Source organism: Kosakonia sacchari SP1, assembly GCF_000300455.3.
Classification (GTDB): Bacteria; Pseudomonadota; Gammaproteobacteria; order Enterobacterales; family Enterobacteriaceae; genus Kosakonia; species Kosakonia sacchari.
This window is the reverse complement of record NZ_CP007215.2, coordinates 4121137-4137583: the sequence shown is the minus strand read 5'-3', so window position 1 is coordinate 4137583 and position 16447 is coordinate 4121137. Positions and strand designations below refer to the sequence as shown.

Annotated in this window: 16 protein-coding genes and 1 other annotated feature; of the genes, 12 read left to right on the top strand and 4 right to left on the bottom strand. The window is 53.1% G+C overall.

Translation table 11 applies throughout. The features are described from left to right. Nucleotides 1-18: 18 nt before the first annotated feature. Nucleotides 19-1686, bottom strand: coding sequence for an energy-dependent translational throttle protein EttA (gene ettA / locus C813_RS42490; protein WP_017457851.1), 1668 nt, complete (start codon nucleotides 1684-1686; stop codon nucleotides 19-21). A gap of 214 nt (nucleotides 1687-1900) precedes the next feature. Between ettA and sltY the strand changes: the two genes are divergently transcribed. Then, nucleotides 1901-3841 (top strand): murein transglycosylase, encoded by a 1941-nt coding sequence (sltY, locus tag C813_RS42485; RefSeq protein WP_017457852.1) that lies wholly within the window; start codon nucleotides 1901-1903, stop codon nucleotides 3839-3841. A gap of 74 nt (nucleotides 3842-3915) precedes the next feature. Further along, nucleotides 3916-4245: a trp operon repressor gene (gene trpR, locus C813_RS42480; protein WP_017457853.1), complete on the top strand. Its 330-nt coding sequence runs from the start codon at nucleotides 3916-3918 to the stop codon at nucleotides 4243-4245. Here the strand turns inward: trpR and yjjX are convergent. Beyond that, nucleotides 4236-4751, bottom strand: a complete 516-nt coding sequence (gene yjjX, locus C813_RS42475) for an inosine/xanthosine triphosphatase (protein ID WP_017457854.1) — start codon at nucleotides 4749-4751, stop codon at nucleotides 4236-4238. The genes trpR and yjjX overlap by 10 nt on opposite strands. A gap of 98 nt (nucleotides 4752-4849) precedes the next feature. Between yjjX and gpmB the strand changes: the two genes are divergently transcribed. Further along, nucleotides 4850-5497 carry a 2,3-diphosphoglycerate-dependent phosphoglycerate mutase GpmB gene (gene gpmB, locus C813_RS42470; RefSeq protein ID WP_017457855.1) on the top strand — a complete coding sequence of 216 codons (648 nt, stop codon included), beginning with the start codon at nucleotides 4850-4852 and terminating at the stop codon, nucleotides 5495-5497. On the opposite strand, the gene robA is transcribed toward gpmB, so the two are convergent. Beyond that, nucleotides 5494-6369, bottom strand: coding sequence for an MDR efflux pump AcrAB transcriptional activator RobA (robA, locus tag C813_RS42465; RefSeq protein ID WP_017457856.1), 876 nt, complete (start codon nucleotides 6367-6369; stop codon nucleotides 5494-5496). The two genes, gpmB and robA, sit on opposite strands and share 4 nt — an antisense overlap. A 214-nt stretch (nucleotides 6370-6583) precedes the next feature. Between robA and creA the strand changes: the two genes are divergently transcribed. From creA to creD, 4 genes are read left to right on the top strand one after another with little or no spacing between them, the layout of a single operon-like run. Beyond that, nucleotides 6584-7057, top strand: a complete 474-nt coding sequence (gene creA, locus C813_RS42460) for a protein CreA (protein ID WP_017457857.1) — start codon at nucleotides 6584-6586, stop codon at nucleotides 7055-7057. A 5-nt stretch (nucleotides 7058-7062) separates the two neighbouring features. After that, nucleotides 7063-7758: a two-component system response regulator CreB gene (creB, locus tag C813_RS42455; RefSeq protein WP_017457858.1), complete on the top strand. Its 696-nt coding sequence runs from the start codon at nucleotides 7063-7065 to the stop codon at nucleotides 7756-7758. Then, a complete protein-coding gene (gene creC, locus C813_RS42450) occupies nucleotides 7758-9182 on the top strand; it encodes a two-component system sensor histidine kinase CreC (RefSeq protein WP_017457859.1) in 1425 nt (474 codons plus the stop codon). Before creB ends, creC begins: the two co-directional genes overlap by 1 nt. A gap of 57 nt (nucleotides 9183-9239) precedes the next feature. Next, the gene (gene creD / locus C813_RS42445) at nucleotides 9240-10613 is read left to right on the top strand and encodes a cell envelope integrity protein CreD (RefSeq protein ID WP_017457860.1); all 1374 of its coding nucleotides are present in this window, start codon (nucleotides 9240-9242) and stop codon (nucleotides 10611-10613) included. 42 nt (nucleotides 10614-10655) lie between these two features. On the opposite strand, the gene arcA is transcribed toward creD, so the two are convergent. Then, nucleotides 10656-11372 (bottom strand): two-component system response regulator ArcA, encoded by a 717-nt coding sequence (gene arcA, locus C813_RS42440; protein WP_013367683.1) that lies wholly within the window; start codon nucleotides 11370-11372, stop codon nucleotides 10656-10658. Nucleotides 11373-11466: 94 nt separating this feature from the next. Here arcA and yjjY point away from each other — a divergent pair, with 94 nt between their 5' ends. The 5 genes from yjjY (at nucleotide 11467) to thrB (ending at nucleotide 16446) form a co-directional block, all read left to right on the top strand. After that, nucleotides 11467-11607: a YjjY family protein gene (yjjY, locus tag C813_RS47025; protein ID WP_086870418.1), complete on the top strand. Its 141-nt coding sequence runs from the start codon at nucleotides 11467-11469 to the stop codon at nucleotides 11605-11607. Nucleotides 11608-12005: 398 nt separating this feature from the next. Beyond that, a complete protein-coding gene (locus C813_RS42435; RefSeq protein WP_017457861.1) occupies nucleotides 12006-12692 on the top strand; it encodes a tRNA/rRNA methyltransferase in 687 nt (228 codons plus the stop codon). A 211-nt stretch (nucleotides 12693-12903) separates the two neighbouring features. Next, a complete protein-coding gene (gene thrL, locus C813_RS46590; protein ID WP_110093700.1) occupies nucleotides 12904-12972 on the top strand; it encodes a thr operon leader peptide in 69 nt (22 codons plus the stop codon). Beyond that, nucleotides 12911-13028: a sequence feature (Thr leader region), on the top strand. (Overlaps the previous gene by 62 nt.) Before the next feature lie 24 nt (nucleotides 13029-13052). Beyond that, nucleotides 13053-15515, top strand: coding sequence for a bifunctional aspartate kinase/homoserine dehydrogenase I (gene thrA / locus C813_RS42430; protein WP_017457862.1), 2463 nt, complete (start codon nucleotides 13053-13055; stop codon nucleotides 15513-15515). Between the two features lies 1 nt (nucleotide 15516). Continuing rightward, nucleotides 15517-16446 carry a homoserine kinase gene (gene thrB / locus C813_RS42425; RefSeq protein WP_017457863.1) on the top strand — a complete coding sequence of 310 codons (930 nt, stop codon included), beginning with the start codon at nucleotides 15517-15519 and terminating at the stop codon, nucleotides 16444-16446. The last annotated feature ends 1 nt before the right edge of the window (nucleotide 16447 follow it).

Below are 16447 nucleotides of genomic sequence, written 5' to 3'. Positions count from 1 at the left end.
ATTCGCTTTTGCGTCGGCTTATTTGGCGATACGTTTGTACTTAATACGCTTCGGCTCCAGCGCATCCGCGCCCAGCGTGCGTTTCTTATACTCTTCATATTCGGTGAAGTTGCCTTCGAAGAACTCCACTTTGCCTTCGTCCTGGTAATCCAGAATGTGGGTGGCGATACGGTCAAGGAACCAACGGTCGTGCGAGATAACCATCGCGCAGCCCGGGAATTCAAGCAGGGCGTTTTCCAGCGCACGCAGGGTCTCAATATCCAGGTCGTTGGTCGGTTCATCAAGCAGCAACATGTTGCCGCCAACCTGTAACAGTTTTGCCAGGTGCAGACGACCGCGCTCACCGCCGGACAATTCGCCCACGCGTTTACCCTGGTCGGTACCTTTAAAGTTGAAACGGCCAACGTATGCGCGGCTCGGCATTTCGGTGTTACCGATACGCATAATGTCCAGCCCACCGGAAACTTCTTCCCACACGGTTTTGCTGTTATCCATCGCGTCGCGGAACTGATCAACCGAAGCCAGTTTGACGGTTTCACCCAGCGTAATGGTGCCGCCATCTGGCTGCTCCTGGCCGGACATCATGCGGAACAGCGTGGATTTACCCGCGCCGTTCGGGCCGATAATGCCGACAATCGCGCCTTTCGGCACGGAGAACGACAGGCCATCAATCAGCTGGCGATCGCCGTAGGACTTGCTGAGGTTGCTGACTTCAACCACTTTATCGCCCAGGCGAGGTCCCGGTGGAATAAACAGTTCGTTGGTTTCGTTACGTTTCTGGTATTCAGTACTGTTGAGCTCTTCAAAGCGCGCCAGACGGGCTTTGCCCTTAGATTGACGGCCTTTCGCGCCCTGACGCACCCACTCCAGCTCTTTCTCAATGGATTTACGACGAGCCGCTTCCTGAGAGGCTTCCTGTGCCAGGCGCTGATCTTTCTGCTCCAGCCAGGAAGAGTAGTTGCCTTCCCACGGAATACCTTCACCGCGGTCAAGTTCGAGGATCCAACCGGCGACGTTATCGAGGAAGTAACGGTCATGGGTTATCGCCACAACGGTGCCTTCGAAATCGTGCAGGAAACGTTCCAACCAGGCAACGGACTCGGCGTCCAGGTGGTTGGTAGGTTCGTCGAGCAGCAGCATGTCCGGCTTTTCCAGCAGCAGACGGCACAGCGCGACGCGGCGGCGTTCACCACCGGAAAGATTGGCAATCTTTGCATCCCAGTCCGGCAGACGCAGCGCGTCGGCGGCGCGTTCCAGTTGCACATTCAGGTTATGACCGTCATGCGCCTGGATAATCTCTTCAAATTTACCTTGCTGCGCAGCCAGTTTGTCGAAATCAGCATCCGGTTCAGCGTATTTGGCATAGACTTCGTCCAGGCCTTTCAGCGCGCTAACCACTTCAGCGACTGCTTCTTCAACCGATTCGCGAACGGTTTGTTCCGGGTTCAACTGCGGTTCCTGCGGCAGGTAACCGATCTTGATGCCAGGCTGCGGGCGGGCTTCACCTTCGATGTCTGTATCGATGCCGGCCATGATGCGCAGCAGGGTAGACTTACCGGCACCGTTAAGACCCAGCACGCCGATTTTTGCGCCCGGGAAGAAGCTTAGCGAGATATTTTTCAGAATATGACGTTTCGGCGGGACAACTTTGCCGACACGATGCATGGTATATACGAATTGAGCCACGTTGGACTTCGCCTCTTTGTAATGAGAGTGGTATTCAACAGCGGAGTGTAGCCGTTTTCGCGACTTAATCCCAGCCAGCCGCGACGGGTGTGTTAAATCATGCCAGAAAGGTAAAAAAGTGTGCGCAACGTGGCGCGTTACGAGTAGCCCGGTTAGCATTAACGCATTACGCGGCATGACGCTGCAAAAACGTGACAGATAAGAGGAAAGAGCTGTGCAGAGAGCTAAACATGCCGCTTGGCGATTCGCGGCGGCCTGCGTTTGTTTGCTGTCCCTCAGCAATGTGGCGCGAGCAGATTCACTGGATGAACAACGTAACCGTTACGCGCAGATAAAAACCGCGTGGGATAACAAACAGATGGACGTGGTGCAGCAACTGCTGCCCACGCTACAAACGTATCCGCTTTACCCGTATCTGCAATATCGTCAGATTACCGACGATCTGATGAATCAACCCGCGATTACGGTGACCAACTTTGTGCAGGCCAACCCGACGCTACCGGCGGCGCGCACGCTGAAATCTCGCTTTGTTAATGAGCTGGCCCGGCGGCAAGACTGGCGTGGGTTGCTGGCATTCAGCCCGGAGAAACCCGCTGCTACCGAAGCGCAATGTAACTACTACTTCGCGAAGTGGAATACCGGCCAGGCAGACGAAGCCTGGGCAGGGGCGAAAGAGCTGTGGTTAAGCGGCAAAAGCCAGCCCAATGCATGCGATCAGCTGTTTGGTGCATGGCGCGCTTCCGGGAAACAGGATCCGCTGGCGTTTCTGGAGCGTATTCGCCTGGCGATGAAAGCGGGAAATACCAGGCTGGTCACGCTGCTGGCCGGGCAGATGCCGCCTGATTATCAAACCATTTCGGCGGCTATCATCAATCTTGCCAATAATCCATTGAGCGTAATGTCCTTTGCTACCACCACCGGCGCAACGGATTTTACCCGTCAGATGGCGGCGGAAGCGTTTGAAAGCGTTGCGCGCCAGGATGTGGAAAACGCCCGTCTGATGATCCCGTCGCTGGTGCAGGCGCAGCAGTTGAATGAGGAACAAACCCAGACGCTGCGCGATATTGTCGCATGGCGGTTGATGGGCAATGACGTCACCAGCGATCAGGCGCGCTGGCGTGATGATGCGATCATGCGCTCGCAATCAGTCTCTTTGCTGGAGCGCCGGGTGCGTATGGCGATTGGCAACGGCGATCGTCGTGGGCTGAATACCTGGCTTTCGCGTTTGCCGATGGACGCAAAAGAGAAAGACGAGTGGCGCTACTGGCAGGCGGATTTGTTGCTGGAGCGCGGACGCGAGGATGAAGCCAAAGAGATCCTCCACGCGCTGATGAAGCAGCGTGGTTTTTACCCGATGGCCGCCGCCCAGCGGTTGGGTGAAGAGTACTCGATGCAGATAGACAAAGCGCAGGGAAATGTCTCCCCAACGTTAACGCAGGGCGCAGAAATGGCGCGCGTTCGTGAACTGATGTACTGGGGGCTGGATAACACCGCGCGCAGCGAGTGGGCGAATCTGGTGACTAGCCGCACCCAGCAAGAGCAGGCGCAACTGGCGCGTTATGCTTTTAATCAGCACTGGTGGGATCTGAGTGTGCAGGCCACGATTGCCGGCAAGTTGTGGGATCAACTTGAAGAGCGTTTCCCGCTGGCGTATAGCGATCTTTATGCCCGCTACACTAGCGGAAAAGGGATTTCACAAAGCTATGCGATGGCGATATCTCGCCAGGAGAGCGCCTGGAACCCGACGGCGCGCTCCCCGGTTGGTGCGGCAGGTTTAATGCAGATTATGCCGGGTACCGCTACCCACACGGTGAAGATGTTTAACATTCCCGGCTATAGCAATTCTGGTCAACTCTTTGATCCGGAAACGAATATCAACATCGGTACCAGCTACCTGCAGTATGTTTATCAGCAGTTTGGCAATAATCGTATTTTCTCGTCGGCGGCTTATAACGCCGGGCCGGGAAGGGTGCGCAACTGGCTGAACAACAGCGGCGGCAAACTGGATGCGGTGGCGTTTATTGAGAGCATTCCGTTCTCGGAAACGCGCAGCTATGTAAAAAACGTGCTGGCTTATGATGCTTATTACCGCTATTTCCTGAACGGAGATAAGCCTGTAGTGTTTAATGATGCTGAATGGCAGCGCCGTTATTGATTTCTGTGGTTTATGCTATGATGTGTACTCGCTAAAGAGTACACATCAGTAAACCTTTAACATGGCGGCAAATTATGACTCAGCAATCACCCTATTCCGCAGCGATGGCCGAACAGCGCGATCAGGAGTGGCAACGCTTCGTTGATCTGGTTCGGCAATCTTATGAAAAGGATCTGCACATACCGTTGCTTAATCTGATGCTTACGCCAGATGAGCGCGAGTCGTTGGGCACAAGAGTGCGGATCATTGAAGAACTGCTGCGCGGCGAGATGAGCCAGCGTGAACTGAAAAGCGAGCTGGGGGCAGGTATCGCGACCATTACTCGTGGATCAAACAGCCTGAAAGCTGCGCCTGCTGATTTACGTTTATGGCTGGAGCAGACGCTGCTGAATACTCAGCGGTAAATTGCGTTGTGAAAGGGGCTGAGCGCCAGGATCACCGCCTGGTGGTAAACGCTTTCGCGCGTGAGTTTACCTGCGGTGAAAACGCCGATGGCTCCCTCTTTGCGACCGATCTCATCAATTCCGCTATACCGCGACATTACTGGCCCGAGCGCTTCACCGGCGCGCACTTTCTGCAAAATGATCTCCGGTAGCGGCAGCGTTGCCGAGCGGGCTTCACCTTGCTGATGATTGCTTTCTATCACCACCCAACTGAAGGTACTGCCTTCGTCGATCCCGGCTTCGATAGCCACCCAAAAATCCGCTTCGGGGCGTGCATGGCGGGCATTGGCCACGCGATTTCGTGCGCCAGTACGCGTTTCTTCACTGCCAAACGGCTGTTCTGGTACGCCGCTATCGACGGAAACGGCGTCTATATGGCAGGATCCTTCGCCGAAGATCTCGTTAAAAGCGTGCAGAATCGCCCGAATTTTCGCGGGATTTGTGGTAGCTGAGACAACATGGTGCATAATTAATAACGGTATGTTCGGAATGAGACGCGTTCTTTACCCCGGACAGAGACCTTCCTCAGATAATAAATTCATCGCAGTATAATGGATAAAAAAGCATGTTACAGGTATACCTTGTTCGCCACGGTGAAACGCAGTGGAACGCCGAGCGTCGTATTCAAGGCCAGTCAGACAGTCCGTTAACCGAAAAAGGGGAGAAGCAGGCGTGGCAGGTGGCTGAGCGCGCAAAAGCGCTGGGCATTACCCACGTTATTGCCAGCGACCTGGGTCGTACCCGTCGGACGGCTGAGATTATCGCTGAAGTCTGTGGTTGCGATATCACCTTTGAGCCGCGTTTGCGCGAGCTGGACATGGGCGTGCTGGAACGCCGTCATATCGATTCCCTGACTGAAGAAGAAGAGAGCTGGCGTCGCCAACTGGTGAATGGCACGGCCGATGGCCGCATTCCTGATGGCGAATCGATGCAGGAGCTAAGCGATCGTATGCATGCGGCGCTGGCAACCTGCCTGGATCTTCCCGAAGGAAGCCGACCGTTGCTGGTTAGCCACGGTATGGCGCTGGGCTGCCTGGTCAGCACAATCCTTGGGCTACCAGCTTATGCTGAACGCCGCCTGCGCCTGCGCAACTGCTCTATTTCCCGCATTGATTATCAACAGAGCCCGTGGCTGGCTTCTGGCTGGGTGGTGGAAACCGCAGGAGACGTCTCGCATCTGGACGCTCCAGCGCTGGATGAGTTGCAGCGTTAACGGCGAATAGGCACCAGATACTCGCAGCGGATGTGTGATGGCGGTTCACCGTCTTCGCGTGGCTCTTCATGCTGCGGGTAAAAATGCTCAATATCCTGACCCTTACGGCGCGTGAGGTTAAGCATCGGCATGCACGTTCCGTAAACGGTCAGGATGAAATCCTGAAAACCGTGTGGTGAACCTTCATAGGCGAAGGAGATGTAGTCGCCGCCTTCCAGCAACACCGGCTGCGCGTTGCTCAGATAGCCGTTCGCCATCTCCGGCGTTAGCGCTGTGGTGTAAAACACTTCCTGTTCGTCATCTTTTTCCAGGCTTGGGCGCGGCTCATGCAGGCCATACATTTCCGGTGGAATCTTCGGTGAATTGCTCAAAAATTCCCGCCAGAACTGAATGCGCATTTGATTACGGAAATCGGAGATCTCCTCCAGCGCGCAGGTGTAGCTCTGGGTGGTGCCAATAAGTTGCATTGGCGGCAGGGTGACAAAGTCATGTTTTGGCATGGTAAATTCGCCAAGACGCATCGGCGGGCGAATGCCAAACGCGCTCCAGTCTGGTGAACGGCGATAGAGCGCAGGAGTAACAGCAAACTGTTTTTTGAAAGCGCGGGTGAAGGTTTGTTGCGAATCAAAGCGGTATTGTAGAGCAATATCCAGAATGGGGCGGGCAGTAAGGCGCAGAGCAACCGCGGATTTTGATAGACGACGCGCACGAATATAAGCGCCGATGGCATTACCGGTCACGTCTTTGAACATCCTTTGCAGGTGCCACTTGGAATAGCCCGCTTTTGCCGCCACATTATCCAAAGCGAGCGGCTGATCCAGATGGCTTTCCAGCCAGGAAAGTAAGTCGCGAATGATCCCAGCCTGATCCATACAATATCCTCTTCCTTAAAACAGCATTAACGCCTGATATCAGGCAACGGATAATAACGGGTTTTTAGGTGTTTAGCATTCGGTGTTTTTTTTGTGCACAAATACGCATTGTGACTGATTTTCATCATAAATTTTGTAAATTAGTGATCTGCAAACAGTTTCTCATTTGAAAGCTGAATAGTTGCTCAACGTAATATTCAAAAATGGTAACAATATGAAATATACAAAGTTAATCCTTCCTGCAGTAATGTTGGCCGCGCTGGGCTCTGCACATGCAGAAGAAATTGGTTCCGTGGATACGGTGTTCAAAATGTTTGGTCCGGATCACAAAATTGTGGTCGAAGCGTTTGATGATCCTGATGTGAAAAATGTCACCTGTTACATCAGTCGGGCGAAAACCGGTGGTATCAAAGGCGGGCTAGGGCTGGCAGAAGATACGTCTGATGCGGCTATCTCTTGCCAGCAGGTTGGGCCGGTTGAGTTGAGCGATAAGATCAAAAACGGTAAGGCGCAGGGCGATGTGGTTTTCCAGAAAAGGACGTCCTTAGTCTTTAAGAAATTGCAGGTGGTGCGTTTCTATGACGCGAAGCGTAACACACTGGCATATTTAGCTTATTCCGATAAAGTGGTCGAAGGATCGCCGAAAAACGCCTTAAGTGCGGTGCCCATTATTCCATGGAGTAAATAAGCCCAATGTCTACGCCGCAACCGCTGATCTGGCTGGTAGAGGATGAAACCAGCATCGCTGAAACGTTGATTTACATGTTGCAACAGGACGGTTTTGCCGTCACCGCGTTTGAGCGAGGTTTACCGGTGCTGGATGCGGCGCAGCAGCGACTGCCTGAGTTGGCGATTTTGGACGTCGGCCTGCCGGATATCAGCGGTTTTGAACTGTGTCGTCGGCTATTGGCGCGCGCGCCCGCGTTGCCGGTGCTGTTTCTTACCGCGCGCAGCGATGAAGTTGACAAGCTGCTGGGGCTTGAAATGGGGGCGGATGATTACATTGCCAAACCCTTTTCACCCCGCGAAGTATGCGCCAGAGTGCGCACTGTGCTGCGCAGGTTACAAAAAGCATCTCTTCACAATGAAATGCGGCGAATCGGCCAGTTTGAGCTGGACGAGGACGCCGCGATTATTCGCTGGTGCGGCGAAACACTGCTGTTGACCCGCTACGAATTTCTTTTGTTGAAAACCTTACTGTTGGCACCTGGACGTGTTTTTTCTCGCCAGCAATTGATGGATCAGGTCTGGAGCGATGCCCAGGAGAGTTTTGATCGCACCGTTGATACTCATATCAAGACCTTGCGTGCCAAGCTACGCGCCATCAATGCCGAACTCACTCCTATCAATACGCATCGTGGTATGGGCTACAGCCTGGGGATCCGCTGATGCGCATTGGCATGCGCCTGTTGCTGGGGTATTTCCTGATCGTGGCAGTTGCCGCGTGGTTCGTGCTGTCGATCTTTGTTCAGGAGATCAAACCCGGTGTACGACGTGCCACCGAAGGTACGCTTATTGATACTGCGACACTGCTGGCGGAGCTGGCTCGCGAAGATTTGCGTTCTGGTCATGCACAGGATGGTCGACTGGCGCAGGCGTTCTCGACGTTAAATCACCAGCCAATCAATGCGCATATCAGCGGGATCCATAAAGTGCGCAATGAATATCACGTCTACATGACCGACAGTACCGGGCGCGTAGTATTTGATTCGTCTGGAAAGGCGTTGGGTCAGGATTACTCTCGCTGGAATGATGTCTGGCTTACGCTGCGCGGGGATTACGGCGCGCGTAGCTCGCTGGCGGATGCCCGTAACCCGCAGAGTACGGTGATGTATGTTGCCGCCCCGGTGACCGATCAAGGCCGCATTATCGGCGTAATCAGCGTGGGTAAGCCAAACAGCGCGATGGATCCGGTGATTAAACGCAGCGAGCGGCGCATCTTATGGGCCGGTGGCGCGCTGCTGGGTATTGCGTTGCTCATTGGTGCGGTCATGGTCTGGTGGATAAATCGCTCGATTGGCAAGCTGGCGCGCTACGCTGATTCCGTTACCGAAAACCGCCCGGTTCCTTTACCTGATTTAGGCAGCAGCGAGCTGCGTAAACTGGCGCAGGCGCTGGAAAGTATGCGTGTGAAACTGGAAGGTAAAAATTATATCGAACAGTATGTTTACGCCCTGACGCATGAACTGAAAAGCCCGCTTGCAGCCATTCGCGGCGCGGCAGAGATCCTGCGCGAAGGACCGCCGCCAGACGTTGTGACACGTTTTACCGACAATATTCTTACGCAAAATAGCCGCATGCAGAATTTGGTGGAGAAGTTGTTACACCAGGCAAAGCTGGAAAACCGGCTGGAAATTGCGTTTACGGCAGTGGATGTCAGTATGCTTTTTCGCCAATTGCAGGAGCAGCGCAGTGTGGTGTTATCGGCGAAAGGGTTAACTCTGCATATTGACGCTGCTGATGCGCTGGCTGCAGGGGATAGAGAACTACTGGCTCAGGCGTTGGGTAATTTACTCGATAACGCCATTGATTTTACACCGCCAGGTGGTGAGGTGGAGTTACGTGCCAGCCGGGAAGCTGACGCGCTGGTGTTAACGGTCAGCGACAGCGGTTCTGGTATCCCGGATTATGCTCTGCAGCGCGTTTTTGAACGCTTTTACTCGCTACCTCGTGCCGACGGGCAAAAAAGCAGTGGGCTGGGGCTGGCGTTTGTTCAGGAAGTCGCGCGGCTGCATCATGGTGATATTCGAGTCCTGAACCGCCCGCAAGGGGGTTGCGAAGCCCGGCTGACACTTCACCCACACTTCACATAACTTCAAACCCTTCACACATAGCCTCGCTACTCTGCACGCATCACTAAGGAGAAGGCTATGTTGAAATCCCCCCTGTTCTGGAAAATGGTAACGCTGCCAGGTTGTCTTTGTGTCCTGCTTATCCCGCTGACGCTGCTGAGCGGCTTAATTGGCGAACGCGCGAATTATCGTAACGATGTGACGGATACGCTGCGCCAGAGCAGCGCTGGCAGGCAAAAATTGATCGGGCCGTTGATCGCCATCCCGGTGACCGAAACGGTGGTTTCTCTGGAAAAAGCTAACGACAACGAGGCTCCCAAAGAGGTGCGGCGTAAACAGAGTTACCTCCGTTTTTGGTTACCGGAATCGCTGATGGTCAACGGAAAACAGCAGGTCGAAACCCGAAAGATCGGCATTTATGATGGGCAAATCTGGCACAGCGACATTGAGATCAACGCGGAGTTCGACCCAAAGCGGCTGGATATCAAAGCCGATGAGAATGTCTCTCTCGGCGAGCCATTTCTTGTTTTAGCGTTGAGTGATTCGCGCGGTATTGGTCAGTTGCGTACCACCAGGTTAAATGGGGAGACACTCAGTGTTGAGCCAGGAACCGGGCTGGCAAGCGATCTGCAGGGCGTGCATATGCCATTGTCGATGGCGAACTTGCAGCAACCGCTGAAGCTATCTATGGCGTTTAGTCTGAGCGGAACCGGTGATTTTTCCGTGGTACCGCTGGGGCGAAATAGCGAGATGACACTGAATGGCGACTGGCCGCATCCGGGTTTTATGGGCGATTTTCTGCCGGAAAAACGCACAGTGAGCGCCAGTGGTTTTCAGGCTCACTGGCAAAGTAGCTGGTTTGCCAACAATCTGGACAGCAAAATGCGTGCTGCCGGGGCGCTGTCTACCAGCAAAAGTTGGGAATTGCCTGCTTTCAGCGTCAACATCGCCACACCTGCCGATCAGTACCAGTTGACCGACAGAGCTGTAAAATACGCGATTTTGCTGATCGTACTGACTTATCTGGCGTTTTTCGTTTTTGAGAGTATAACTGCGCGGCAGATGCACCCAATGCAATATTTGCTGGTGGGGCTATCGCTGGTGATGTTCTACCTGGTGTTACTGGCGCTTTCTGAACATACCGGATTCACCATTGCCTGGGGTGTTGCCAGTTTGCTCGGCGCATTACTAAACGGAGTCTATTTGCAGGGCGTATTGAAAAGCTGGCGTGCGGGTTTGTCGTTTGGTAGTGCGCTATTAGTGCTTGATGCGGTGATGTGGGGCCTGTTGAACTCAGAAGATAATGCGCTGTTGCTCGGCACCGGTGTTTTGTTTATCGCCCTGAGCGCAGTGATGGTGTTGACGCGCAAGCTCGACTGGTACGCGCTTTCTGGTTCAGCGAAGAAAATATCGCAACCAGTGAGTGACGAAGAATTACGCATTTGGAAATAAAAAAAGCGGCGCTTTGCGCCGCTTTTTCATCATTATTCTGGCTTATTCCTGCAAATCACCGCAGAAACGGTAACCTTCACCGTGAATAGTGGCGATGATTTCCGGGGTATCCGGCGTCGATTCGAAATGTTTACGAATACGACGGATAGTCACGTCGACTGTACGATCGTGTGGCTTCAGTTCACGACCGGTCATTTTTTTCAGCAACTCAGCACGAGATTGGATTTTGCCCGGGTTTTCGCAGAAGTGCAGCATCGCGCGGAATTCGCTGCGCGGCAGCTTATACTGCTCACCGTTCGGGCTAATCAGTGAACGGCTATTGATATCCAGTTCCCAGCCGTTGAATTTGTAGCTTTCAACGCTGCGGCGTTCTTCACTGACCGTGCCCAGATTCATGGTGCGGGACAGCAGGTTGCGCGCGCGGATAGTCAGCTCGCGTGGGTTAAACGGTTTGGTGATATAGTCGTCAGCACCAATTTCAAGGCCCAGAATCTTATCGACTTCGTTATCACGACCCGTCAGAAACATCAGCGCGACATTCGCCTGCTCACGTAATTCACGCGCCAGCAAAAGACCGTTTTTACCCGGCAGATTGATATCCATTATCACCAGATTGATATCATTTTCAGAAAGGATCTGATGCATTTCAGCGCCATCTGTCGCTTCAAAGACATCGTAGCCTTCTGCTTCGAAAATGCTTTTTAACGTGTTGCGTGTTACCAACTCGTCTTCAACAATAAGAATGTGCGGGGTCTGCATGTTTGCTACCTAAATTGCCAACTAAATCGAAACAGGAAGTACAAAAGTCCCTGACCAGCCTGGTACATGTCGAAAATTAACATGACGGCGTAACATGACTAAAGTACGTAATTGCGTTCTTGATGCACTTTCCATCAACGTCAACAACATCATTAGCTTGGTCGTGGGCACTTTCCCTCTGAACCCGACAGTGTCAAAAACGGCTGTCATCCTAACCATTTTAACAGCAACATAACAGGCTAAGACGTAAATGACACCCAATAAAACTACGCTTCGTTGACATATATCAAGTTCAATTGTAGCACGTTAACAGTTTGGAGAAATCTTGATAGCCAAATGCTAGCGTTTCTTACAATTTTTCAATAAACCAACTAGTTGCGCATATTAATTGATAAACAGGGCGAATCCAATACAAGTGGGAAATTCTGTATTAAAATGCCATGAATAAACATAGGGATAAGTCCCTTCTGTTAACATCTTAGCAGGTAATATCGCTGATAAATAGTTTAGCTTTTTTTAACCGTAGACAAGGGCTAAATCAGTGATTTGTGTTACATAATTGTAAATTCGCACCGCGTAGTATGATGACAAAGGTCACATTTCCCCGTGGTCTCAGTTAGAAGAGAAAGTAAAATGCAATTGGCTGTTGTTCTTGTCTCCCCCGCGAGAGCGGAAAATGTCGGCGCCGCTGCCCGCGCCATGAAAACCATGGGGTTTAGTGATTTGCGTGTCGTCGACAGCGACGCGCATTTGCAAGAAGGTGCGCGCCGCGTGGCGCACGGCTCTGGCGATATCCTTGATAATATTAAAACTTATGCAACTCTTGCCGATGCGCTGGCGGATATTCCCTTTACCATCGCCACCACGGCGCGCAGCCGGGCAAAATTCCATTACTACGCGACACCTGTGGAACTGGTTCCCTTGTTACAAGAGAAAAGCACATGGTTGAGTAGTGCTGCGCTGGTGTTTGGTCGTGAGGATTCCGGGCTTACTAATGAAGAACTGGCGTTGGCAGATATTTTAACGGGTGTTCCGATGGTGGCGGATTATCCTTCACTTAATCTCGGCCAGGCGGTGATGGTGTTCTGCTATCAATTAGCATCTTTAATGCAACATACCCCGAAAGAGGCAGCCCCGGTTGATGGCAATCAGTTACAGGCGTTGCGTTTGCGAACTCGCGGATTACTGGAAAAATTAGGTGTGGCGGATGATATTAAAATGGCCGACTGGCTCGATCAGCGTCTTGGTCTGCTGGAACAGCGCGACACCGCAATGTTGCATCGTTTGCTGCACGATATCGAAAAAAAACTCGCCGAGTAAATTGCTGACATAACGTTTTTTTATAGTTAAAGTCACTACGATACATGGTGGGAATGATTCTAATAGGTTGAAAGTGACGCCTGCTCCAGCGCAGCCGGGAATAACGGCAAAAAGGCGAAAAATAAAAATAAATTGACTTGAGCAGGCAGATACTTTAACCAATATAGGCATACAGCACAGACAGATAATGATTACAGAGCACACAACATCCATGAAACGCATCAGCACCATTACCACAATTACAACCATCACCATTACCACAGGTAACGGTGCGGGCTGACGCGTACAGGAAACAAAGAAAAAAGCCCGCACCTGAACAGTGCGGGCTTTTTTTTCGACCAGAGATTAAGGGGTAAAACCATGCGAGTGTTGAAGTTCGGCGGTACATCAGTGGCAAATGCGGAGCGTTTTCTGCGTGTTGCCGATATTCTGGAAAGTAATGCCAGGCAGGGGCAGGTCGCCACCGTGCTTTCTGCCCCGGCGAAAATTACTAACCATCTGGTGGCGATGATCGAAAAAACGATTGGCGGCCAGGATGCTATTCCGAACATTAGCGACGCCGAGCGTATTTTCGCCGACCTGCTACAAGGGCTGGCAGATGCACAACCCGGATTTCCTCTCGCGCAATTAAAAGCTTTTGTCGAACAAGAGTTCGCGCAGATCAAACACGTTTTGCATGGTATCAGCCTGCTCGGCCAGTGTCCGGACAGCATCAACGCCGCGTTAATTTGCCGTGGTGAGAAACTCTCTATTGCCATCATGGCAGGGTTACTGGAAGCGCGTGGTCATAAAGTCAGCGTTATCGATCCGGTCGAAAAATTGCTCGCTGTCGGTCATTACCTGGAATCAACGGTCGATATCGCTGAATCTACTCGCCGTATCGCCGCCAGCCGCATTCCTGCGGATCATATGGTGCTGATGGCCGGTTTCACCGCCGGAAACGAGAAGGGCGAACTGGTGGTGCTTGGGCGTAACGGCTCCGACTACTCTGCTGCCGTGCTTGCGGCATGTCTGCGCGCAGATTGTTGTGAGATCTGGACCGATGTCGACGGCGTTTATACCTGCGACCCGCGCCAGGTGCCAGACGCCAGGCTGCTGAAGTCGATGTCGTACCAGGAAGCCATGGAGCTTTCCTACTTCGGCGCCAAAGTTCTTCACCCTCGCACCATTACCCCCATCGCTCAGTTTCAAATTCCTTGCCTGATCAAAAACACCGGAAACCCGCAAGCGCCGGGTACGCTGATTGGCGCGACCTCTGATGAAGATGGTCTGCCGGTAAAAGGCATTTCGAATCTGAATAACATGGCGATGTTCAGCGTCTCCGGACCGGGGATGAAAGGTATGGTTGGCATGGCGGCACGCGTTTTCGCCGCGATGTCGCGCAACGGCATTTCCGTCGTGTTGATCACTCAATCCTCCTCGGAGTACAGCATCAGCTTCTGTGTGCCACAATCCGATTGCGCCCGTGCCCAGCGCGCGATGAGCGAAGAGTTCTATCTCGAATTGAAAGAGGGCCTGCTGGAGCCGCTGGCGGTGATGGAGCGTCTGGCGATCATCTCTGTCGTCGGTGACGGTATGCGCACATTGCGCGGAATTTCGGCGAAGTTCTTTGCGGCACTGGCGCGCGCGAATATTAATATTGTGGCGATTGCTCAAGGCTCTTCTGAACGCTCGATCTCCGTGGTTGTTAGCAACGACGATGCCACCACCGGGGTGCGCGTCACGCACCAGATGCTGTTTAACACCGACCAGGTGATCGAGGTGTTTGTGATTGGCGTTGGCGGTGTCGGCGGTGCGTTGCTGGAACAGCTTAAGCGCCAGCAAACATGGCTGAAAAACAAACATATTGATCTGCGTGTTTGCGGTGTGGCGAACTCGAAAGCGCTGCTGACCAATGTTCATGGCCTGAATCTGGATAACTGGCAAGCGGAAATGGCAGAAGCCAAAGAGCCGTTCAACCTGGGCCGCCTGATTCGTCTGGTGAAAGAGTATCATCTGCTGAACCCGGTAATCGTTGATTGTACTTCCAGCCAGGTGGTGGCCGACCAGTATGCGGATTTCCTGCGAGAAGGTTTCCACGTTGTGACGCCGAACAAAAAAGCCAACACTTCATCGCTGGATTATTACCACCAGTTGCGTCGCGCGGCGGAAAAGTCGCGGCGTAAATTCCTGTACGACACTAACGTTGGCGCGGGCTTGCCGGTGATTGAAAACCTGCAAAACCTGCTGAACGCCGGGGACGAGTTGCAGCATTTCTCCGGTATTCTTTCCGGTTCCTTGTCGTTTATTTTCGGTAAGCTGGATGAAGGCGTGAGCCTGTCGGCGGCAACGAATCTTGCCCGCGAAATGGGCTACACCGAGCCGGATCCGCGAGATGATCTCTCCGGTATGGATGTAGCGCGTAAGCTGCTGATTCTGGCGCGCGAAACCGGTCGTGAACTGGAGTTGTCGGATATCGTCATCGAACCGGTGCTGCCGGCGAGTTTTGACGATTCAGGCGATGTTGAGAGTTTTATGGCGCGTCTGCCTGAGCTGGATGATGATTTTGCCGCGAGAGTCGCAAAAGCGCGCGATGAAGGTAAAGTGCTGCGTTATGTTGGCAACATTGAAGAAGATGGCACCTGTCGGGTGAAAATTGCGGAGGTTGATGGCAACGATCCGCTGTTCAAAGTGAAAAACGGCGAGAACGCGCTGGCGTTCTACAGCCACTATTACCAGCCGTTACCGCTGGTGCTGCGCGGGTATGGCGCGGGTAACGATGTGACGGCAGCGGGCGTGTTCGCCGACCTGCTGCGCACCCTGTCCTGGAAGTTAGGAGTCTGAGATGGTGAAGGTGTATGCTCCGGCCTCCAGTGCCAATATGAGCGTGGGTTTTGATGTGCTTGGCGCGGCGGTTACGCCCGTGGATGGTACGTTGTTGGGCGATAATGTCAGTGTGGAAGCGGCCGATCATTTCAGCCTGAAGAATGTGGGCCGCTTCGCCAGTAAATTACCGACTGAGCCGAAAGAAAATATCGTTTATCAGTGCTGGGAACTGTTTTGTCAGGAGATTGGCAAGCAGGTTTCCGTCGCGATGACGCTGGAAAAAAACATGCCGATCGGTTCCGGGCTCGGCTCCAGCGCCTGTTCCGTGGTCGCGGCGCTGGTCGCGATGAATGAGTTTTGCGGTAAGCCGCTGAACGAAACACGCATGCTGGCGCTGATGGGCGAGCTGGAAGGGCGTATTTCCGGTAGTGTGCATTACGATAACGTCGCGCCTTGCTACCTCGGCGGCATGCAATTGATGATCGAGGAAAGCGGCATTATCAGCCAGCAGGTGCCAGGCTTTGATGAGTGGCTGTGGGTTTTGGCGTATCCAGGCATTAAAGTCTCGACAGCGGAAGCGCGCGCGATTCTGCCAGCGCAATATCGCCGTCAGGATTGCATTGCTCACGGTCGCCACCTGGCGGGCTTTATCCATGCTTGCTACAGCCGTCAGCCAGCGCTGGCAGCAAAATTGATGAAAGATGTGATTGCCGAACCGTACCGCATGAAGTTGCTGCCGGGGTTTGGGGAAGCACGTAAAGCAGTGGCGGATATTGGCGCGCTGGCCTGCGGGATCTCGGGTTCCGGACCAACGCTGTTTGCCTTGTGCGACAAACCGGATACCGCTCAGCGTGTTGCCGATTGGCTCGGCAAGCACTATCTGCAAAATCAGGAAGGCTTCGTTCATATTTGCCGGCTGGACACGGCGGGCGCTCGCGTAGTGGGATAAC